This window comes from Exiguobacterium sp. FD-YE-25-4 (genome assembly GCF_057004685.1).
The window spans coordinates 60,173-81,195 of the sequence record NZ_JBXSGP010000002.1 but is presented as its reverse complement, the minus strand read 5'-3'; the positions used below and the strand labels follow the sequence as shown (position 1 = coordinate 81,195).

At 39.8% G+C, this 21,023-nt stretch carries 18 protein-coding genes; 5 read left to right on the top strand and 13 right to left on the bottom strand.

Going from position 1 to position 21,023, the window contains the following annotated elements:
• Nucleotides 1–4: 4 nt before the first annotated feature.
• A complete protein-coding gene (locus AC13H5_RS15580; RefSeq protein ID WP_483546591.1) occupies nucleotides 5–853 on the top strand; it encodes a radical SAM protein in 849 nt (282 codons plus the stop codon).
• A gap of 89 nt (nucleotides 854–942) precedes the next feature.
• On the opposite strand, the gene AC13H5_RS15575 is transcribed toward AC13H5_RS15580, so the two are convergent.
• Entirely contained in the window at nucleotides 943–1,665 is a 723-nt protein-coding gene (locus tag AC13H5_RS15575; protein ID WP_483546590.1) for an IclR family transcriptional regulator, read from the bottom strand.
• A gap of 120 nt (nucleotides 1,666–1,785) precedes the next feature.
• A complete protein-coding gene (locus tag AC13H5_RS15570; RefSeq protein ID WP_483546589.1) occupies nucleotides 1,786–2,403 on the bottom strand; it encodes a cysteine hydrolase family protein in 618 nt (205 codons plus the stop codon).
• Between the two features lie 471 nt (nucleotides 2,404–2,874).
• On the opposite strand from AC13H5_RS15570, the gene AC13H5_RS15565 reads away from it, so the two are divergent.
• Entirely contained in the window at nucleotides 2,875–3,621 is a 747-nt protein-coding gene (locus AC13H5_RS15565; RefSeq protein ID WP_483546588.1) for a hypothetical protein, read from the top strand.
• Between the two features lie 79 nt (nucleotides 3,622–3,700).
• Here the strand turns inward: AC13H5_RS15565 and AC13H5_RS15560 are convergent, their stop codons facing one another.
• The 11 genes from AC13H5_RS15560 to AC13H5_RS15510 all read right to left on the bottom strand — a co-directional run bounded on the left by AC13H5_RS15560 (nucleotide 3,701) and on the right by AC13H5_RS15510 (nucleotide 15,179).
• Nucleotides 3,701–4,315: a PIN domain-containing protein gene (locus AC13H5_RS15560; protein ID WP_483546587.1), complete on the bottom strand. Its 615-nt coding sequence runs from the start codon at nucleotides 4,313–4,315 to the stop codon at nucleotides 3,701–3,703.
• The gene (locus AC13H5_RS15555; RefSeq protein WP_483546586.1) at nucleotides 4,308–5,051 is read right to left on the bottom strand and encodes an ImmA/IrrE family metallo-endopeptidase; all 744 of its coding nucleotides are present in this window, start codon (nucleotides 5,049–5,051) and stop codon (nucleotides 4,308–4,310) included. Before AC13H5_RS15555 ends, AC13H5_RS15560 begins: the two co-directional genes overlap by 8 nt.
• Nucleotides 5,051–5,383, bottom strand: coding sequence for a helix-turn-helix domain-containing protein (locus AC13H5_RS15550; RefSeq protein ID WP_483546585.1), 333 nt, complete (start codon nucleotides 5,381–5,383; stop codon nucleotides 5,051–5,053). The genes AC13H5_RS15555 and AC13H5_RS15550 overlap by 1 nt, the downstream gene beginning before the upstream one ends.
• Before the next feature lie 204 nt (nucleotides 5,384–5,587).
• The gene (locus AC13H5_RS15545) at nucleotides 5,588–6,421 is read right to left on the bottom strand and encodes a hypothetical protein (RefSeq protein ID WP_483546584.1); all 834 of its coding nucleotides are present in this window, start codon (nucleotides 6,419–6,421) and stop codon (nucleotides 5,588–5,590) included.
• The gene (locus tag AC13H5_RS15540; RefSeq protein ID WP_483546583.1) at nucleotides 6,422–7,231 is read right to left on the bottom strand and encodes a hypothetical protein; all 810 of its coding nucleotides are present in this window, start codon (nucleotides 7,229–7,231) and stop codon (nucleotides 6,422–6,424) included.
• Complete coding sequence (locus tag AC13H5_RS15535; protein WP_483546582.1) at nucleotides 7,228–8,004, bottom strand: ParA family protein; 777 nt, start codon at nucleotides 8,002–8,004, stop codon at nucleotides 7,228–7,230. The genes AC13H5_RS15540 and AC13H5_RS15535 overlap by 4 nt, the downstream gene beginning before the upstream one ends.
• The gene (locus AC13H5_RS15530) at nucleotides 8,001–8,690 is read right to left on the bottom strand and encodes a hypothetical protein (RefSeq protein WP_483546581.1); all 690 of its coding nucleotides are present in this window, start codon (nucleotides 8,688–8,690) and stop codon (nucleotides 8,001–8,003) included. The genes AC13H5_RS15535 and AC13H5_RS15530 overlap by 4 nt, the downstream gene beginning before the upstream one ends.
• Nucleotides 8,687–9,469, bottom strand: a complete 783-nt coding sequence (locus tag AC13H5_RS15525; RefSeq protein WP_483546580.1) for a ParA family protein — start codon at nucleotides 9,467–9,469, stop codon at nucleotides 8,687–8,689. Before AC13H5_RS15525 ends, AC13H5_RS15530 begins: the two co-directional genes overlap by 4 nt.
• Before the next feature lie 704 nt (nucleotides 9,470–10,173).
• Nucleotides 10,174–11,241 carry a hypothetical protein gene (locus AC13H5_RS15520; RefSeq protein ID WP_483546579.1) on the bottom strand — a complete coding sequence of 356 codons (1,068 nt, stop codon included), beginning with the start codon at nucleotides 11,239–11,241 and terminating at the stop codon, nucleotides 10,174–10,176.
• An 847-nt stretch (nucleotides 11,242–12,088) separates the two neighbouring features.
• Nucleotides 12,089–13,423 (bottom strand): hypothetical protein, encoded by a 1,335-nt coding sequence (locus tag AC13H5_RS15515; protein ID WP_483546578.1) that lies wholly within the window; start codon nucleotides 13,421–13,423, stop codon nucleotides 12,089–12,091.
• Between the two features lie 463 nt (nucleotides 13,424–13,886).
• Complete coding sequence (locus tag AC13H5_RS15510) at nucleotides 13,887–15,179, bottom strand: tetratricopeptide repeat protein (protein WP_483546577.1); 1,293 nt, start codon at nucleotides 15,177–15,179, stop codon at nucleotides 13,887–13,889.
• A gap of 1,019 nt (nucleotides 15,180–16,198) precedes the next feature.
• On the opposite strand from AC13H5_RS15510, the gene AC13H5_RS15505 reads away from it, so the two are divergent.
• The 3 genes from AC13H5_RS15505 (at nucleotide 16,199) to AC13H5_RS15495 (ending at nucleotide 20,813) form a co-directional block, all read left to right on the top strand.
• Nucleotides 16,199–18,616, top strand: a complete 2,418-nt coding sequence (locus AC13H5_RS15505) for a ThiF family adenylyltransferase (RefSeq protein WP_483546576.1) — start codon at nucleotides 16,199–16,201, stop codon at nucleotides 18,614–18,616.
• A 34-nt stretch (nucleotides 18,617–18,650) separates the two neighbouring features.
• On the top strand, nucleotides 18,651–19,826 hold the full coding sequence (locus AC13H5_RS15500) for an MFS transporter (protein WP_483546575.1): 1,176 nt from the start codon (nucleotides 18,651–18,653) through the stop codon (nucleotides 19,824–19,826).
• Between the two features lie 363 nt (nucleotides 19,827–20,189).
• Nucleotides 20,190–20,813, top strand: coding sequence for a BA5345 family protein (locus AC13H5_RS15495; protein ID WP_483546574.1), 624 nt, complete (start codon nucleotides 20,190–20,192; stop codon nucleotides 20,811–20,813).
• The last annotated feature ends 210 nt before the right edge of the window (nucleotides 20,814–21,023 follow it).

Below are 21,023 nucleotides of genomic sequence, written 5' to 3'. Positions count from 1 at the left end.
ACTTTTGTCCATCGATGTATCACAAATCACCGCTCGTAAGATATTGACCGAGGCCAAAGGGTATCTCGATGTGGGTTTCACCCACTCATTGAATCCTTATAGTGGATGTGCCTTTGCATGTAACTATTGTTATGTGAGGGAGATGCCTATTCAACAATTTCGTGAAACTCCTTGGGGAGAATGGATAGATATCAAAACAAATGCCGTAGAATGCTATAGAAAAGAAATTCAACTTTTGAGGAAGCGAGGAAAGACGATTAGTCTGTTCATGTCGTCTGTGACAGACCCTTACCAACCAATTGAGCGGGAAGCAGGTATTACGAAGGCGCTTTTAGAGGCGATGATTCTCGATCCTCCTGATTTTCTTCAAATCCAGACACGAAGCCCGTTGGTGACTAGAGATATTGACTTGTTGACCCTACTTTCAAATCGATGTCCGCTTTTAATATCGATGACCATCGAGACGGACCGAGATGACATTCGGCAAATCTTCTCTCCCTATGCACCCGGTATCACACAACGTGTGAAAGCCCTGCGCTTGCTCCACGAAAATGGCATCAAGACCCAAGGGTCAATATCACCTGTCCTCCCTTTTTCCCGCGAGTTTCCGACCTTACTTCAGGGAATCGTGGATACTGTATGGATTGATACCATGTTGATCGGCGATGGCTCTAGCGGATCGCGGTCGAAAAACCTGGGAATGCCCGAGTTATTTCACTCCCATGATTTGTCCGACTGGTATGATCCGAACCTTCATTGGAAGGTGCAGAAGTATTTTCGAAAGTTCTTCTCACCCGACCTTGTGAGGGTGGGTAAAGAACAGGCCTATCCTCCATTCAATTTGTTTGAGTGATAACTCTGTCCACGACAATGACACCCTAGCTTCTAAATGAGCCGGATGTCATTGTTGACTTCATGGAAAGCGACCAATCGAGATCAACCTCAAGAAATCGCGTCAGTGATTTCTTTTGAGAATCGTTTGACCAGTTCACTATTCGCCTTATCTGTTCTTTCAGAGAGTCTTGCTGATGGTCCTGAAATCGCAATGGCACCTATGACCGACCCTTCGTAAAGGATTGGTGCGGCTACACAACGTACGCCTGCCTCGGTCTCTTCGTTGTCCAGTGCATAACCCTGTATGCTAATCCTTCTCAATTCGCTTAACCACTTATCTCGGTCCTCGCTCGGATACTCTTTTAGGAAGGACTGCACTTCCGTTTCGTCCTTCTCCGCTAAAATCGTCTTTCCTACAGCACTCACCAGGGCTGGTAATTCTTCTCCTTTCTCGAAATGGGTCCTGGTCGAATAACTTCCGGGTATGACGTGCGTGGCGATGACGTGCTCACCTTTCAGAATTCCCACATAAATGGTCTCGCCAGTCTCTTCTCTAAACCTTTCACCCGCTGCCAAAAGTTTAGGGTTGGACTCGAAATCGAGAAGTGATTTTCGTCCTTTGATGGTCTCCACTAAACGACTCGAGACCACATATTCACTGTTCTCTGTTTTGTAGATGAAATCATTTTGCTCTAGCGTATTAATGAGGCGATACGTAGTGCTTCTATTATAGGGAAGTTCTCCCATGATCTCTTGGACGTTCATCCCTCCCCTTTCAATGATTAGCCATAAAATCTCTAGTCCCTTTTTTAAGGTCCCTACTTCGTTCATTCGAATTCCTCCTGCACATTGTTTCAGTCTCCTCCCCGATTATAACATCACTGAGGTTCTTCTTTCGGCTCTTTAAATAACAACGACGATGAATCGAACTGATTCATCGTCGTTGTTATTTTACTTATATTGACTTACTAGAAGGCTATCAAGGATTTCTGACGTTGTGAGCTTCGTCGCAATATTGTTCATTGCATAGTTCAATGCCGCCTCTTGCCACTCGTCGTTGATTGTAGAGGTGCCATCTGTCGCAATAATCACATTATAACCATGGTCAGCCCCATCACGGCACGTATGTTCAACCGCCATATTTGTCCAAACGCCAGTAACGATTAAAGTCTCAATTCCTAAACCTCTTAGAAGAGTATCCAGTGGTGTACCGTTAAACGCACTCATTCTAGACTTTTCAATCACAAAGTCCCCTTCTTGAGGTTCAACACCCTCCACAGAAGCAGCACCCCATGTCCCACGTACGATACTTTCTGCCTCAGCAATAGCTCGGAAAATTGGAGCGCGATCTCCGATGCCTTTCGCTCCTTTTTCCACGACGAAATGATTGTGGAAGATTGGAATTTCTAATTCTCTCGCTTTTGCGACAATCTGTTTGATGTTTTCAACCACATTTTGTTTAATCGCATGCTCGACCGCACCAGAGCCTTCGAATTTACCACCAGGGGATAAATTATCGTTTTGAAGGTCGATAATCAGCAAGGCTGTTTTTTTAGTATCAATATTCATTTTATTTTCTCCTTTTCATCATTGTGAAATGACTTGTGTTTTTCAAAGTCGTGGTGATGACTCACTTATAACTATAATTGCAAAAACAGTTTAGTGTCAAATAAAGAGAATTGTAAATATAAAAATCCCTAATATAGATACTAATCATTAATTTTTTTTGAATCAATCCTATGCGAAGTAGTAATACGATAGGGAATATTAAAGTGTATACAAAATGAGAATTTAGTCCATATCTAAACACAAGAGAAGAGTGGTAAAATGAATGTACATACTAGAAGGCTTCATCTTTTCTGTTTCTAGAAAATCAAATTTATGTCCTATCTTGTAAACATTTCGACGTCGAAATGTTTACGTTATTCCATTTATGTCAAAAATCTTATTAATAGAGAACACATCTAATTAGGAAACGAACATCAGCTATTCGGTTGATATAAAATTATATATACATAAAACGGTAAAGTGGTGAATACGATGCAACCAAGCGAAACAAAAGTAACGTCATTTCGTATCTCTCAAGAAGTAAAAGAACATATTCAGCGTTTGACGGAACAGCGGCAACTATCAACAAATCAGTTATTGGAAGAGCTGATTATGTTGGCCGACAAACAGTCACCCGATCCTTTAATCGTCGAAGAGAATGAGGTCCTTGAATCTGCATTGAACCAAGTGCTTGCCCTGTTCAATGAACGCGCAATAAGACTTGAAAACCAACACAAAGAACATGAGCGAATCAGCTCTCGCTATAAAAATACAATACAAGAGCTTGAGCAAAGCGTAATTTCGGAAACTGAACGACTTAAAGAAGACTACGAACAGAATATGTTGTCACATGAAAGCAAACTCACTCAACTTCAAGATCAAATTAACCAATTGATCGCTGAAAAGAAAGCCACCGAAGACACTTTGGAGGCAGAACGTGTTTCCAACAAGGAAGAGTTAAAGAATCATAAAAAAGCTATCTTTCATTTAGAGGGAGATATGAAGAAACTAGAAGATGAACGTAGTCAGCTCAATCGTCAGAACCAGAGCCTGATGGACTCGCTTGACGAGTTGAAGGCACGGACGAGACGAAGCGATCAACTTGAAGAAGAGAATCAGAAGCTCCATTTGGAAGTCCAGCTGCTTCGCCGCGAAAAAGAGACGTTCGAGAAGCGTTTACAGGAACAGGTCGAGCTCGCCATTCTTCGAGAGCGAGACAAGCTGTCAGATAAATCCTAACATAAAGAAAAGTACCCAGGACGCGTCTAAACCGACGTACTCCGGGTACTTTTTTAGTTTACATAAGACAATATTCTGTCTATATCTCATCGATATACTTGTCGAGCAGATTCAAATCGTGAGGACGTACTGTCTTGAAAAACTTTCGAACCTCGCTTCTTTTCACGATTTCATATCGCTTCAAATGTATACAAAAGTCTAGAAGCGTATGTTGACGAATGAGTGTTTCCTGTTCATCTTGGTTTAAGATGTACAGTTCAGCGTCTGTGATGACTTCTCGAATGTCCGCGTCATCACTACAAATCAATCCAGCACTGATCAATCTCGCAGCAGCCAGACTATGGATTTCACCCAAGTCGCTAGTATGTTTGAGTGGCCGTCCTTCACGGACTTTCTTTTCGTCCAGTTGTTGAAACGCAAGGCGAACTTCTGTCAGATAAACGAGATAAAGGTCATAGAGTTCATCTGTTGCAATCGATGCTTCCGATTCAGGATCGAACAGCACCCACTTCCCGTCGTTGATGAACGCGTCGACCCTTTCTCTTACCGAAGATGTCATCAGTTCATTCAACACCTCCACATGGATAAGGACTTGACCGTATAGGCTGTTGATCCAATCGAAGACATCGGCTTGTCGAAAGCTTGCCGCATGAATGATGATGTTCGCATCGATGAACACCGGTTCCTTAATCATGGGTGGTGTCCTCTTGTAGACGACTGATTTCATCTCCCTGCAACGTTTTAGCCAGATCCGGTCGATAGACAGAAAGTTTGTTAGCAGCGTTCAACCGTGTCAACCGTTCTTCTTCCACTGCCTTGACGACCACTTGTTCATAGGCTACAAATGACTCGAAACGTTGGGCTTGATCCAATGGACTCGGGGCAATCCCGAGACGGTTCCGTTCCTCACGCCAATCGGCTTCCTGTTCACTCAAGTCAGAGAATCGATAATTGAGTTCTCGGAGTCGTCGGACGACCGAGACATATGGGACTTGGGCCATATCTGCCAAATAGATGATGGCGGACTTCGTATCATAGCCGTCCTTCAGTTTCTCCCACACTTCTTTAGTCGTACCCTTCGGCAACATAATCGCAGCTGCGAAACGGTCAGCCGCCCGCTCGTGATCGAATCCATCGACCTGCCATTCGCTCGCTTCAGACAAGTGCCATAGTTCATGGGCCGCGGTAAAGTAGCGCATGCGCAGCGGTTGGTAAGAGTTCAATGCGATGAACTCTTCTCCAGACATATGCTTAATCGCGACACCATAATACAAGTCGTCCTCGACATATTGAAAGATGAGATTTGCGCGTTTAGCCAATACCTGTTCGATATAAGCGCCAATGAAGACCTGGCTATCAATAACTTGCTCTAAAAAATCGGCTGCAAACGCTTCTGCCGTGTCTTCCGCAAATTTTGTAGTTGGCTTCATCATAAATCACCCTTGAGACCGACGTAATCCTCTATCGCAAATTTCAGGCGCTCAAGCTCCATTTTGGACCGTCGATTTGAGAGTGTCCCGCGCAATTCGACCGTCATACGCTCTTCTCTCATTGAAGAATCAGTTGTCAATTCGTTGACCGATACACCTAATGCCTTCGCAATCGCAACGATACGTTGTGGTTGGATGACACGGCTCTCATTCAACATATGACCGACCAATGCTTTACTGACCCCGATTTCTTGGGCCAACCATTGTTGCGACTTTTGATGATCCTGTAGCCATGTTTTTATATTGTTCACGATGATTGTATTTGAGTTCATGATGACACCTTCCTTCTAATACGATTATACTCCTCTTTGTATCAGTCTACAAACTAATTGAATAACATTGTAGTCAAATCCGATACTATGTATCAGTAGGAGTCTAATATTTATTCGATATAAAAAGACACCATTCTTTTTTTTAGTAAGTAGTGGTGTCATGTATAAGAAATTTATTCGATTTTTTTACCTGTAATTTATAATTCAACCGATTTTCCTATCAGGGAAAGTCTCTTGATCGATATATATCATAAAAATCAAACAAGCAAGATGAAGCGATAAAATTACCAACGAATCTAATAATTCATCAATTTTATTTGTAGAGGCTACATACAAAGATATGATCCCACCTCCGCCTATGAAAATGATTAATAACACTTTCCTCCAGTTTTTAATACGAGGTTTTTTAAACAGGGAGCGCAAGATGATCCCTATTAAACTAAACAAGAGAAGAGCAATCAACAGTATTGAAACGACCGCAATGAAGTCGAGCATCTGTATATTACCTAACCAAACCATCATGCATAGACTCATGAAGCTCATAAGTAACATCCATAGTAAAAAGGCAAAAAGTGCAGGACGAACAAAGCTGAGAGTCAGCCGATACAGGTCTTCTAGATCTCTTAGAAAACCTCCTGGAACAGTACTACTACCTTTTAGATTATGTAGGCGTCTGATTTCTATGTTAATAACAGACATCACGTCTTGATAGTTAATACTTTTCTCATTAATCCAATAGAATGACTTTGTGGCAATTTGACTGTCCCCGACTTGACTCAGTTTATATAACGCGTCATTTAATTCTTCTCTATCCATAGTGTCCTTGTTAAGACTTCGATGTACAGAAAATAGAGCATCCAATTGATCATTGTATGCAGTCAAATTTCGTTCTTCTTTCATATCGAAGTATTTTTTCAATGTTGAAAAAAGGTAGAAAAAGATAATCATCATTACAACGAAAGTAAATAACTCCAAATAAGGGAGTTTGTAATCTTTTCCTAACTCTTTAAAAAATATAGAAATTAAATTGTTTAACATTTAATCTTGGTAACCCTTTAGGTACTGGTCCAAGGCCCGTTTAATGATTTCATCTTCAGAGACATGCTCTTTCTTAGCGACTTGAGTCAACCCGACATATAAAGGATCAGTTAAATCAGCAAAGCGAATTTGGACTTTTGTCGACTTAGTTCTTGTAGACTCTACTCCGATAACACGTTGCTCTTGACGATCGATCAACATGCGTTTTACTTCACGGAGTTCTTCACGTGTCATCTCGTACACGGTCTTATCTCCTGAAGCAGTATAGTATTTTTTATTCTCGAGTAGCGCGAGCTTCGGATCTTCTGGCCACGACAACAACTCAGCAAGTTTCGTTGCACTAAAATCTTGCTCGAGCGTCCTCTCTAAGATGTTCGGACCAAATGTGTTCCAAAAAGAGACGAAGCGACTGACTTGAGGATGTGACATCCCAATCTTATTTAAGAAGTCTTTCCACATTCCTTGTTCTTTTTGAAATTCTTTTCTTGTCTCGGGATCACGGAATAGGCTGTTCGCATGAGCAAGAATGCGACACTTTTCAATAAAACTGGTCGCTTGGATAGAGTCGATGTGGTTGTAGTACTGAACGATTCCATCCATGTCCTCCGGCAGCTGTTTCGTGATGATACGTGACAGTCCTGTCGCCGGCAGGGCCTGATAAGGGTTCGACACGGTCGTCGTCGCAGAGAACTCTTTTACCGCTTCGACTTGTTCCGTCCGTGTATCTGCCACGTGTTGCTTATGGATTACCGGAAGATTGGCACTGAACGTCGAAATCTTAGGTGTATGCTTCTTTCGATTGCGTGTCATAAGGCAAGTACCTCCTCAGCAAGTTGTAGATAGGCATCGGTTGCCGGGCTTTTGTGATCAATGACAGGACGAGACTCTCGCTGCAACGTCTGAACCTTCACCGCATAAGGAATCGTCGTCAAAACCGGAATACCGACCTCTTTCCCAAGTTCTTCGAGTTCTTCGACTGTCGTGACATCCCCTTTCGAGCGGGCACTCACCATCGTTGGGATGAAGGCAGCAATATGAATGTCTTCCCGGAATCGTTTCATCTCTTCCAATTCTTCTGGTGCCGAATAGACGGCATCCATTGAGAACTTCTGCATCTGTACAGGCATCACGATGCGATCCTGTGCGACGAGTGCGCAGCGGGCATAAGGGTTAAGGGCAGAAGTCGATCCTGGACAATCGATCAGACAGATGTCAAACAGCTCATCAATCTTGGCGAGCTCTTCGCTAAGTCGATACTCGTACCCGATCTGGCTCGTCAGGTCACTCGGTGAGGCTGAGCGTCTCGTTGGAACAAGATAGACCGTTCCCGTCTCATACTCGCATGTCACGATGACCTGTTCGATCGGTGTATAGAATGGATCATTCTCTTCAAGCAGGCAATCTAGTAACACCTTGCCTTCATAATCGTTTGTCAGACCGAGCCCGTTCGTCGAAGAGGCCTGGTCATCCGCGTCAATGACGAGGACACGTAATCCGTCACGTGCATAGGCATGAGCCAAATTGATGGTGGTCGTCGACTTCCCGACGCCGCCCTTTCGATTGTACAATGCGATTTTTTTCATGATTCGTCTCCTCGCTTCTCGTCTGTGACGTCGATGGTATTGTCGTTCACGGTCCGCTCGATGATTTCCGTCAACAGCTCACTCACACTCCGGTTTTGTGCATGCGCATACTGTTGGAACTGATCGGACAGATCCGACGGGATTCGTGCCGAAAGAACTGCAGATGGTTTCTTCGTTTTTTGAAACGGGCTGACTTTGACCTTCGATACAGGTTCACGTGTTTTACGGGCCTCGCGGATTTGTTTGACCGTCAATTCGTCGATACCTCGAGACTCGCCGTCGATATAGAGTCCGTGTTCGACGACTTCCTCGACATTGTCGAGATACATCAATTCAAACAGCTTGGAAGCCGGCAAGCTCGCAAGTGATGCTTCAAGTGGATGTAACGTCTCATAGGCTTTGATATACCGGGATGCAAGAGAACTCGACATCGAAACGGCTTCGAGGAAACCAATCCATTCTTTTTTGTCATGCATCTCAGAACGGGCGATGACGAGACGCTTCCCGATCTCGAATACAGAAATCGTTTGAACTTTTGAGAGTTCGTTGATTTCATGGACGAGATCTTCGACTTCTTTCGACACCGGAAGTTTTTGAACGAGCGCGCTGATATTCGTCAAACCGCTCTGATACGGATGCTGCTCACTCGGCTTAATTTTATGAATGTTTCGGTTCCGTGCCTTCATGACGTCCCACCTGCCTGTTGAACGACTTGTTTGGCCAATAGTCGAAACGGCTCGGCGAGTCCCTTCGATTCCTTCGAGCGGTACTGGATGACACTCTTGCCACTATCGGCAGCTTTCTCAATGAATGTGGATCGTTTGATCATCGGAAGGATCTCTATTTCCTCTTCCTTCGCGATGAGTTCCATTGCTTCATAGTATTCTTTATCTGCCTTTAACGAAGCATCCATGGCGACAGGAAGAATTCCCGTGATGACGAGGGCCGGATTATAGAACTTCTTCACTTTTTGTACGGTCCTTACCGTACTCGCAAGTTGATCGAACACGAGCTTCTTCGGCATGAACGGAATAACTGTCATGTTTGACGTCGAAAGGACGACTTTCGAGAGCTCGTTGATTGATGGGACCGAATCTAAGATGATCCAATCAAATTCATCCTCGAGTGGTGCAATCATGTCCTTTAATAGGAAGAGCTTGTCTTGCTCGGAGATCAAATTGATCAACCTCGCATTTCGTTCATTCGAAGGGAGAAGACTCACGTGATACGTTTCATCATCAAACAGGACTTCTCGGATATCGAGATTCCGTGTATGTACATCAAACATCGTCATATACTTGATCGTGTCAGATTCTTTTAACATCAACTTACTGAGTGAGCCTTGGGGATCCAAATCAATGATGAGGACTCGTTGTCCCAGCTCACCCAATGCGTAAGCCATATTCAAAGAACAGGTCGTCTTGCCTGATCCACCTTTCGATATGTAAAACGTGAGTATGTTCATCTTCTCTCCCCTTTCTCTTTCATATCATGTCACATTCACTCTTTGCATTCAACACAAAAACAGCAAAGACAATGATAATTCCAATATAAAAATGTATACAACGACGTTTTGGATTTGTATACGATTCTTGAATCTAAAATGTCTCTGTATACGTTTCGACGTCGAATTGTATACAGGGAAATTTTTTGCCTAAGTATTTATACAAAGTTCCTGTTGCGAACGTCATTCATATTTGTAGATCTTTTCTATAAAAGAAATACGTGGCACATCTGGACATGATTTAAATAATAGAAGAAGAGATAAAACCATATTCTTCTGAGTTAAAAAAATATAAATAGATTAGTGAGAGTTAAATAAAGATTAATAGAATTAGAAAAAGAAGAGGGTCGCTCAAGCCAGTCATACCAATCCTTCTGACGATTTAAGTGAAAAGAGATATTTCAAAAGGGCCATTGTTTCGTTCACAAAGGTTCATTTTTTTTCAACGCTGATTTGAGAATTAAAAAACAAGAAAGGATTTAATTCAGCAAATCCTTGATTACTTAACTGCTTGGTTTGATTTTTTTCCTAAAAGTAAAAAAATGCAGATTCAGTATGCAATAATGACTTAGAACGAATGGGAAACAATACAAACAGAAGGGAATACCTGAAAGAATGGGTCGTTTTCATATATATTTTCAAAAATGAACATGGCAAATAGACCATCATGCGATAGCCAATTTTGCCTGGTTCTCTTTTAGTCGTTGATGGAGATAGAAAATTGGCTCCTCAAAGAACAGCTTATGGGTGCTCGAGTGGACCAAGTCCTCACGATGGTGTAGGAATGCCTGTTTTAACTCTTCGACGACCCGTTTGAATGTCTCGGCCCCGAATGTATCGCTCATCGAGAAGAGTGAATCACGGTTGACCTTGAGAGTGTCAAAGTCGAAGAACTCCCCTACTCGCTTGCGCAACTCGAACCAAACGAGCTGAACTTCAGTGCGGTCTTTCTCTTTGATCTGCTTACTGTCTTGCGCAGCCGATAGCTGGACTTCAAGTAAGAGCGGTCGCGTCACGTCTTGGACTCGTTTCTTGAGCGAGATGTTCTGTTTGATCATATTTAAGAAACGCTTACTGTCTTCAACAAGCGACACTTGAAGGAATTTGAGACCAGACATCATCTTTTGGATGGCGAGCTTATGGCCACAGTATTTAGGAAGGAATCCTTTGATCTCATCGTAGGTCAGGATGGCCTGTTCATTTGACTGGACGTGGACGTCTTTTTCGACCTGGACGATTGTCCGTAGCGCGAGTCGCAACGTGTTCACATTATCGAGTGCGATCAGTTCGGACAAGAGACCGTGCCAAACAGACGTATACCCGGTCTTCGAACCGACCACAGTACCGTCTATAAACAAATCACGATAGTTTTCAAGGTAATCCGTCAATTGGATTGAGATCACTCCTGGGAAGTGACGGACGACCGTCATGAGACCATTCTGTTCAAAGGTCTTCAAGTTGTTATGTAGGGAGCGGACCGACGTGCAGGCAAAATCCGCAAGCGTGTTGTCTTCTACAAATTCCATCTTCCCTTGGTCGTCAGCGTAGGCGAGAATGGAGAGGATATGACGGATCCGAGACTTGGTCCATTTGAAGGCCGTGAAACAGGCCGGGATGTTATAATGATGCTGCTCATAACGATAGTGATCTGGGCGTTTCGTCCAGCGGGTCAATCCGCTCATCGCGACCAATAGTTTATTTGCAATCAAAATATGTCGATTCGTCTCCATCATCTCTCCTACACCTCCCCTATCCTAAAATATGCTAGTTTCAGTATCCAGCTCTTTCAAGATAGTGTCAAAGTGCGTTTTCAGTACGGCATTTTGTTACCAAAATGAAAAATACGTTGATATAAAGCCATTTTGGACCGAGAAAAATATGCGTTTTCAGTACGGTCATTTGTTACCAAAACTGATTCATCCGCTTTATAGTGCCATTCCTATAGAAAATGGAGTAGATTTTTTTAGATGGAAAGGAGAAAAGTGTAGTTTCGGTACGGTGTTTTGTTACCAAAAAAGCAAAAGTGTAAGTTTGGTACGGTCGTTTGTTACCAAAAGAGAAGGAAATGTAGTTTCAGTACGGTTATCTGTTACCAAAAAGGCAAAAAGAGTCTCAAAAATTTATTTTCTAAAGGGCGATGAATCGATAAAAATGTAGTTTCGGTACGGTGTTTCGTGACCAAAATAAGAAAATGCACTTTCAGTACGGTCATCTGTTACCAAAAAACAAAAAGTGCAAGTTTGGTACGGTCATCTGTTACCAAAATCGTTTAAATCTGATATAAAGGAAAGTCATATTCACCAAGAAAGGCGATTTGATTGAATATCTATCGGATTTTAAGATGAAAATTTAGAGAACTTAGATTTAAACGTGCGCCATTTTTAAGAAGAATGAAAGGAAAGTGTAAGTTTGGTACGGTACAAGAGAAGATATAATTCAGGATGTCCGACGATACTCGACATGATTGGACGTGTTGGTTCCAACCTCACTTTCAAGTTCGAATCGTCGTGATTCATGTGAAACAATGAAGTAGAATAATTAAAAAAGAACCCAGATAGACTGGGTTCTGCGCGATAACAGTTATAACAGTAACGTGTCCACATGACCTGGCAATTCCCAAGACTCCAACGGATAGAAGGTAAAGAAGTAATAATCGCCGGAACGGTGCCAGTCCTTCAGGATGAAATCATGTTCCTTGATCCGATCCAGATTCAACTCAAGCTCTTTCAGGTTGTCGGCCTTTCGGACCTTGTTGAATCGAATCGAATAGGTGAACTGACGCCAATGCCTTCGCACCGGTTGCTGCTCCCCTGTCTGAATGGAGCTCATCCGCTCTTTTTGTAGGACGAAGGCCAGATGATAGGCAAAACTGCCTTTCAACTGTTCGATCTGTTCCCCGTAGATGCTGACAATCTGTTGTTTCAACAGGTCGTCGTAGATCTCCTCACTGACCGTGACGATGACCTGGCTCTCGGCTAATGTCGTCGCATTTTTAATGGTCACCGAGGAGAACAGGCCACGGATGAAGAAGTCCCCGTCCTCGTTGTGTCCTGCGACCCGATAATAACCGAGCTTCATGAGACGTTGCGTCGTCAAATCGTAGCTTTTCCCACTATCGTTCGCATACAGCTTCTTGACGAGCTGCGAGAGCGGGAAGATGATTTTACGGCTTGTCTGGAACGTCATGTCCCGATACGCCAGAATCTCTGTGAAGGCCTCGAAATCTTTCGAGTCGAGATCAGGCACTTTCCCGTTCAATTCTTGGATGAATTCTTTGCTGACGAGGACCGAGAGATGGTCGGGAATCCCCTTCTTGTATTTCGGGATTACCGTGTCATAGTTTTGAAGCTCGAGATTCAGCTGCGAAGCTTCGTTCAGTTTTTCATCCAACAGGTCTGTCTGGTTCTTGATGCGGTCGGACATACCGAAGAACGGAATATCGACGGCGAGCGTCGGAGAGTGGTGCGCAGTCGGTTGGTTGAGATCGACCTCTTTGGCGACCTCCCACAGGATCATCAAAACATCCGTCTTGAGTGAGGTCTTCTTCTGATTCACCGTCTTTTGGGACCAGTAAGGATACGTATGGATTAACAGATTCGGATTCTCAGCCCATTCTTTCAACTCTAGGATGCATTGTTGCATATAACCTTCGATGGTTTTCACGTGAAACTCTTTCAGGAAGGCTTCAGGGCCGACCAAATGATGATATGCGGTAATCATCTCGAACCGGGCACGCAATTCTTTCTTCGGGCCACGCCCCTCTTCGTAGTTTCGGATGGCAGCCTGCACCCATCGCTTCTTTAGCTTGTTGAATGAATGATAACGTATCTTCTTATAAGAAGCCTCTAAATTTTCGAATTGATAGTGCTCTTGATAAAGTGTCGTGACGAATTCCTGGATATCAAAGATAGACACGCTGTGGAGAATCTCCTCCATACGATGCCTTTGAATAGCCGTGACCGCTTGAGAAATGATGAGTTGTTGCGAGCGGCCATTGGAGGTTGATTGAGTCTCCATATTGATCACCTCTTCTAAGAATAAATATAGCATACAAAGCAGAACTAATACTAAAAGTTTTGAATTATTTCAAATACCGCAAAAGTGTGCGCCGGCGCACACTTTTGCGGTAAATAAAGAAGTTAGATTTAAGCACATAGTCTTAGTAATTTGATCTATGTATTTAAGAAATATGTAATAAAACCGACCTTCCAATGTAACTGGAAGATCGGTTTGAGAACCTTGTGTGATTGATTCACCATATCATCTTACAGATTAGTCATGCTGTGTGGCCTACCCGGATCTCCTTCTGACGTGGTGCCATAAATCGGCCCAACTGAGATGAATAAGGAAAATATTAAGAAAACAGAGATTAGTTTTTTCATGTAACTTCCTCCTGGTATATGTTTAATAATGAATTCGAAGCTAGTTTCTGATAATAAAGTGCATTTTTGTATTTATTTTTGCTCTCCAAAAAGTTGGAATAGTGGTCAGATGCCTGATAGATATACTTCCAGTCTTTATCAGATCGAAACAAACTGATGCTCTTTTTAATCTTCGATTCATACACTTCAAAATCAGATAATAAAAAATGGGCTTTTGATTGTATAAAAAGGGATAAGGCTTTTTCCCTATTGGTCTTAATGTATTTGAATGATTCATCAAGAGATTTCATTAATTCAATTAAGTTTTCTTGTTCGAGAAGAATAGTATGTTTTAAGTTATAAGATATATAAATATCAATATTATTATTCTTTTGCTTTAGATGGATACTTTTCTCAATATTATTTATTGACTCTTCTAATAGTTTTTTATCCTTATAAATCAGGGCTAAATTATGATGAAGTCTCGCTTGTAATAGTTCTGAACCAGTACCAATAATATCAAATCCTTTAGAAACCATCAGTTCAGCTTTATCCAATTTGCCTATTTCTCTGTACAGATAAGCCATCAAGTTATAGGTGTCTCCGGTTTTCAACCAGGTATGCTGCTGCAAATAAATTTGGTTTGCTTTTTTTGCATACTCAAGCGCCTCCCGATAACGATGGAGTTGAATTAGATTTAACGCAATATTAAAAGAGATTCTAGCAGTTAAATCAAGATCTTTACTCGTCTTCAATATGGTTTTAAAGTAGTTTAAACTCTCTGAGTAATCGTCTATGTAGTAATAATATAGACCTGAGACGTGGTTATACTTTTCTAACAAAGAGATATTTAAGAGATTGGAGTCTACCTCGAACAACGAAATTTTCTCCTTGTACAATCGCTTAGCTTCAATTAACTGATTTGTGTTTATGTAGAAGTAAAATCTCGCTAATTCAAATTGAAACTCTTGTTTCAAGGAAGGAATGAAGTTGAAGCGACTAGCGTTTTCATTTAAGAAAAGAGTAACTCTTTTTGTTTCTCCGCTTTCCAATAAATTTTCTAAATCTGATAGCAAACTTGTTAGGTCATAATCCTCTTCGTCAATTTTTAGAAAATAGTCTCTTGGCACCTCCAATCTATCTGCCATTAGTAAAATTGTATCATAAGAAGGTTTATACCTATTGTTTTCGATATTACTCAAGTGGGAAGGTGACACGATTCCATGACAAAAGTCTGCCCCGGATAGTCCTTTCTGCTCTCGAATTATTTTTATCCTATTGCCTAATCTCAATTTAATCCCCCGTTTCACTCATATAAATCATGTTAGGTCATAAGAATTTTGATTATTGGATGTGGCGATTGTGACCATTGTACAGAGACAATTAGTAGTTCTTTATAGATAATGTCTTGTATTCATATATTACCATATTATTGAAGAGAGAACTCTTTTGGTCTTATTTACCTAAATTAAGAATAAAGATTTTCATTTCTAGCTTAGGTGTAAGCAAACAACCCTCAAGATTTTCTTCATTATTGAATTAATCTATCAAATAAATATCAGTAAATTGTCTATTAGTATATATGAATGCCTTTAAATATGGCCAAATAGCAATATTTGATCACTACTTTTGAATTCAAACGTGCAAGTAAAAGATAGTTTTGAAATAGCCTCAACTTTCGTGCGGAAACATGGTAAAAAAGTTCCTTCAATAATCATCTATTGAATTATAGGCAAACTTCTTTAATAAACACGATGATTTACGGGTCGAAAAGTCTAAATAATAGTGTGTATTTTCAAAATTAACAGACTTTTCGGTACGTAGTATGCTGGTTACAGGGATTCAGTTTATCATTTTGTATTCCTAAACAATAAAAATAAGAAAAGGAGGATTACCCCATGAAACTATCGACAAAAGTTAAAAAGACGACCCAGAACAGTGATCAGCACATCTGTTTGACAAAGTGCTAATTAGAAAGAAATGTTGAATATCTAATAGGAAGGAGAAACAACCTATGAAACTCACGACTAAAGTCAAAAAAACGACTCAAAATAGTGATCAGCACATTTGTTTAACAAATTGCTAATATTCTTTGAACGATTGTTTGCAGGATAGGAAGGGGGAAACGATTATGAAACTCTCGACAAAAGTTAAAAAGACGACCCAGAACAGCGACCAACATATCTGTCTAAAAAACTGCTGAAAAATGAAATAAAAGAAAGCATTGACTATACGATGCTTTCTTTTATTTTTATTTTTTGAACTACTTTTCAAAGAGGAAAGTAGAGACTATTTGATTTGTGAGAATTCATTTGATGGAGGGAATAAGATGGTTACAAATGAGTCAATGTCTCTAATAAAGAGAGACGAGTTCATTGAATACAACGATGGAGTTAGAAAAGAGTTGTATTCTGATAACATAGCAGCATTGTGGGAGCTATTGAATATATTCACAAAAGAAGATGTCGCAAACGTTTTAAAAGAATGGAGAGCGAAACACGGATATAGTAAAGAAGATTTGGATAATATTATCGATTATTTACGAGATAACCGATTTTTAATCACGGATGATGAGGTCATCAATCAGTCGCATCCAGAAAGAAGATATTATAATTTTTTTAATACATATTCATTCGGTCTTAAAGACTATAAAAGACTTAAGGACATGAACGTCCTAATAATCGGTGCAGGTACTGTCGGTTCTACCTTATGTTCTATGCTCTCCAAATACAATGTTGCAAATATATATATTATTGATAAAGACACTGTAGAATCACATAATATTAACTCTCAATTTATTTTCACTAAAATGGACATTGGTCTGTCAAAAGTAGATGTGATTGCTAATAAGATTAATTACGATGATTCATCTACTAAAATTACCGCTATTACTTCAGAAATTGACGATAGTAACTTAGAAATCATCAAAAACCTAATAGCCCAAAATGACATTGGCTTTGTCTATTCGTGTTTCGATGGTGCTGAGCAGTCGGTTCATCAAACAATCTTTGAGTACTGCCTAGATTTCCACGTGCCATATATATTAAACGGATATACAGGCTCCACAGTTAGCTCGATTTTCTTAAAAGGACAGGAAGACAAGGGTTATTTAGAGAAACTATTTAAAGATTCGTTCTCATTTATTACAAATAACAAAGGATTGATAGTCCATAGTTCAATAAGTGCAACACTATGTGTCGAGCACTTGCTCGCGTTTGTTTCGAACGGTACCTCGATCAGAAAGAGGGAATACACGTTTAGTTACCCGTTGCAGTCTAAGGATCATTTACCTGATTTAGAGTTTATTGATGAGGAAGATGTACTGCAGGAGTTGAAACATATCAAACACAATATTATGAGTACTGAGCAAATCGCTGAAACTGAAAATCAGATTGTTTCTCTACACAGGGTTTCTGAAATCATGAACGCCTTTCCAGAGTTATATCTTTCACTTGAAGAAATCAATAGTGAGCTTGAGAGTATCATCAAAATGCTTTCTGATGAAGATGAAAATCGTTTGGAGGATTTAATTGATCACTATCAAGTCGTAAAACAAGGCATAAAAGAGGTAGAAGAATTATTTGAATTGCTTGAACGAATCAACTTTGAACCTGATTATAAGGAACGTTTAAAAATGCAAAATAAAATTTATCAAACAATTTATAGAGAGTCTGATAAGTTATTAGACGCAATCTTAGCGATCAAACAAGAATATATTAATCAAAACTACTATGAAAATGAATACGAACAAATACACGGTATCAATGCACAGCATATTAACATATTTGAGAAAAGAATGCTTTCCAATTATGAAGTTCTTGGTCAAGGTATTTGGGGACGATTGTTTCCAAATACTTTAAATGATTATGATTATCTGTTTTATCTTAGCAAGGATTACGAAGTTAATATTAATAAGACAAAGTCAATTGATTTGTTGATTAGCGTTATGAAGGACTTAAGCACAAAGAGTAGAATGGGCATAAATTTTAAAAGACATATAAAAGCATTAGATCGTGATAACTTAGTGATAGAGCAAGAAAAGGTCGGTGCCACGTCTTTTTATTTTCCTGAACATAATCAAACTGTCATCAAAATGAAAACGATATCTTCCCTATATGATTTTCAGCTTTTAATACATGAGATTGGACACTCATATTTTAATCGCTATTATAAAACCGATTTTTACAGTAAAAGTAACGTATTTTTAAATGAGACATTAGCTCATTTCACTGAAATTTTAACCGGAAGATTGATAATGAGTACGAATCATTTAAACGACGTAGAGCTCGATGCATTCAGATTTCAGTACGTGTATAGACTAAATCAGTTTATTATCTCATCGTTCGCCACGTATTCTTCAGAGTCGAGATTAATCGATGAGATTAAAGAAGGTCGACCTATAGATATTACAAGGTTTATAGAAATTCACAGAGATGAAGACAATCTCCTTCCGAACACTCGTTTTAAGAACAGTGAGTTCTCTAAACTTAATGTATTAATCTATAGCCCGTTTGCTGTTGGATTTTTAGATACTATTCAAAAATCTATTGCTTTCTCATTTGCGATTCACTTATACGAGTCTTACAAAGGGGACTTGGATACTTTGGATTACCGTTTAAAAAATCTGTTCTTGAAAAATGAAATTACGATTGAAGAGGTATGTGAATCTTTGTTTGAGCAAAGCTATGATGAGAACTTGATTTCAAAAGTACTAAAGAGTGTAGAACTTCATCTGAACGATTTGTAATAAGGAGGGGACTATCATTAATAAAAATACTAAGATGCTTCTCGGTGGAAGGATTACTTCCACTCTGGGGGATAGCATCTATCAGATAGCCGTTATTTGGCATATTTACTATCTTACCAACAGCACTTTTTATACAGGACTAGCTACAGCTTTCACTATGATTCCTAAGACATTGAACTTTCTTTTTGGACCATGGGTAGAATATCATGATAAAACAAAAATCCTTACATACTCTCAATTCGTGCAGTTCCTATTAATGGGATTCATATCAGTTGCATTGTATTTTCAATATGAAAATGTATGGTTGATATTGTTTGTGATTGGATTAGTTTCTTTTATCGGTAATATTCAAGGAACGTCTGAAATCTCGATTGTACCTATGCTCATGGGAAAGGAAGAAATTCCTAAGTTCAATTCGTTCGTCTCTTCGACTCAGATGATAATAACAATGTCCATGAGGGGTGTCTTTGGTTTTGTTATTCTATTCATGAGTGTCGACTCTATTTATATTTTCAATGCGATAATGTTCTTGGTAGCCGCATTATTCTTCTCGCGAATTCAAAACGAATTGAAGGTTAACGATTCAGGGGTAAAAGAACAGAGGAACTACAAGGCTGATTTGATGGATGGGTTTCGACATATGTTGAATCCTCACATCATATTCATCTGTCTTCCATTTTTAGTATTGAATTTTATGTCAGGTATAACTGCTTCAGTTTTACCGGCATTTGCCGAGTTTAAAATTGACTTGAATGCGTATGGTCTGTTTCTTCTTGCGATGAGTTTCGGTGCATTGTTAGGTTCTATTTCTTCATATAAATTATCAAAATTCCCTTTGAAACATGTGATGTCGATTTTACCGTTTTTCAGCTTTATATTATGGATATTGGCGATTTTGATTAATAACAGTTGGATCTCAATAATCTTATTCGGTCTGGCCTTTATACCTTTCGGGGTCATGAACGTTTATTTCATTACTTATATACAAATTTCTATTTCGAGCGAGATGCTAGGAAGAGTGTCCTCCATTATCGATAGTTTTTTGGTTTCAACGATACCTTTAGGAGCCCTGATTGCTGGATTTTTATCAAAATCGTTACCTATTACCACCCTGATGCTTTTTAGTGGGTCTGGTCTCTTGTTCATTTCACTCTATTTCTTCTTTGTTCGGATTAATGAAAACAACCAAGAAGTTGACCAACCGTCTTGAAACGCTCGTGCTAAAGATATTCAATCTGATCTCTGGAAGCCAGTTAGCTCAATTTTAAAATACAGACAAGGTGCAAAAAAATGAGCACTTGTCTGTATTTTTTTTAGCACTTAAATCTAATAAGGTTTCTAGGACAAGTAAACTGACACAGAACACTTAAAGAGATGATGACACAATGACATGAGAAGAAGTGTGCGCCGGCGCACACTTTTTTTAGAAAGGGACTAAAATTAAAATGATGTCTGAAATAAGAAGTGGATGTAGAAAAGACATATAGAAACATCGACCTGAAATTAAATTTCTAATTAGCAGTGTCACGACTGAAACATGATACTCTAATAAGAAGAAAGGGAGGGTGATTAAATGAATTTTGAAACAAAATATTTGATCAGGTGGGGGATTCCCGGGTGGGTGTTCATATTTTGGTTATTCTTTTATTTTTCATTCACGCAAAATAATTACTCCGAATTCGTAAAAAATGTTCCGTTGCTGATATCTTTGGTAGTTGCAGGGGTGCCTTTAGGATATCTGATTTATCAAATCTATTTTGTCTGTTTTTGGAGTATTAGAACAAAAGACAGTTTGAACAAATTTAGAACCGAGCTTGGGGACAAATTTTCTCCAGACGCGACCTTTGGTACTCTCTACAAGAATAGAAATAAGGATTACTACTATCTTGAGCACGTGTGGCATTCTATGTTGTTGGAACAGGATGAGGGGGTCCGGGCTTATTTAGAAGGGCGATATAGACATTTGCTGAGCACTGTCCATGGGGTAGGGACATTGTTTGTAAGTGCGACAGGGTCACTAATCCTTGTCTTCTTCTTGTTAGTTCGTAGTTTGATCACAGGCGAAGAGCCATTGTTGTTTTTCATCGGTATTGTGATACAAGTCATTATTTTAGCTGCGGCTTCTCTAAACTATAGATACTTTTCCGATAATCTTCGTGCATTTCAAATCAGTATGTTAAATAAATACCTGTCTTGAAACGATGTACCAAAGGAGAGATGATTCATGTATATTCTTGAATCATCTCTTTTTAATGAAATATCTGTGCACGTGATGATGAAAACTATCAGCATCTTACATATTCATTTGATTTATCCAATATAAATTTCAAACAAGCAGACACGAAAGCATTCATCATCTTTTTTGAGGGTAGTAAAAAAGAGTCTGGATAGAAGCCGGACTTTATAA

Bases quoted from the DNA above. Each gene is read 5' to 3' on its own strand.
- AC13H5_RS15550 (WP_483546585.1), bottom strand. From the start codon at position 5,383: ATGAACTCAAATACAATCATCGTGAACAATATAAAAACATGGCTACAG.
- AC13H5_RS15560 (WP_483546587.1), bottom strand. From the start codon at position 4,315: ATGATTAAGGAACCGGTGTTCATCGATGCGAACATCATCATTCATGCG.
- AC13H5_RS15555 (WP_483546586.1), bottom strand. From the start codon at position 5,051: ATGAAGCCAACTACAAAATTTGCGGAAGACACGGCAGAAGCGTTTGCA.
- AC13H5_RS15565 (WP_483546588.1), top strand. From the start codon at position 2,875: ATGCAACCAAGCGAAACAAAAGTAACGTCATTTCGTATCTCTCAAGAA.
- AC13H5_RS15545 (WP_483546584.1), bottom strand. From the start codon at position 6,421: ATGTTAAACAATTTAATTTCTATATTTTTTAAAGAGTTAGGAAAAGAT.
- AC13H5_RS15540 (WP_483546583.1), bottom strand. From the start codon at position 7,231: ATGACACGCAATCGAAAGAAGCATACACCTAAGATTTCGACGTTCAGT.
- AC13H5_RS15535 (WP_483546582.1), bottom strand. From the start codon at position 8,004: ATGAAAAAAATCGCATTGTACAATCGAAAGGGCGGCGTCGGGAAGTCG.
- AC13H5_RS15505 (WP_483546576.1), top strand. From the start codon at position 16,199: ATGGTTACAAATGAGTCAATGTCTCTAATAAAGAGAGACGAGTTCATT.
- AC13H5_RS15495 (WP_483546574.1), top strand. From the start codon at position 20,190: ATGAATTTTGAAACAAAATATTTGATCAGGTGGGGGATTCCCGGGTGG.
- AC13H5_RS15525 (WP_483546580.1), bottom strand. From the start codon at position 9,469: ATGAACATACTCACGTTTTACATATCGAAAGGTGGATCAGGCAAGACG.
- AC13H5_RS15570 (WP_483546589.1), bottom strand. From the start codon at position 2,403: ATGAATATTGATACTAAAAAAACAGCCTTGCTGATTATCGACCTTCAA.
- AC13H5_RS15500 (WP_483546575.1), top strand. From the start codon at position 18,651: ATGCTTCTCGGTGGAAGGATTACTTCCACTCTGGGGGATAGCATCTAT.
- AC13H5_RS15530 (WP_483546581.1), bottom strand. From the start codon at position 8,690: ATGAAGGCACGGAACCGAAACATTCATAAAATTAAGCCGAGTGAGCAG.
- AC13H5_RS15520 (WP_483546579.1), bottom strand. From the start codon at position 11,241: ATGATGGAGACGAATCGACATATTTTGATTGCAAATAAACTATTGGTC.
- AC13H5_RS15575 (WP_483546590.1), bottom strand. From the start codon at position 1,665: ATGAACGAAGTAGGGACCTTAAAAAAGGGACTAGAGATTTTATGGCTA.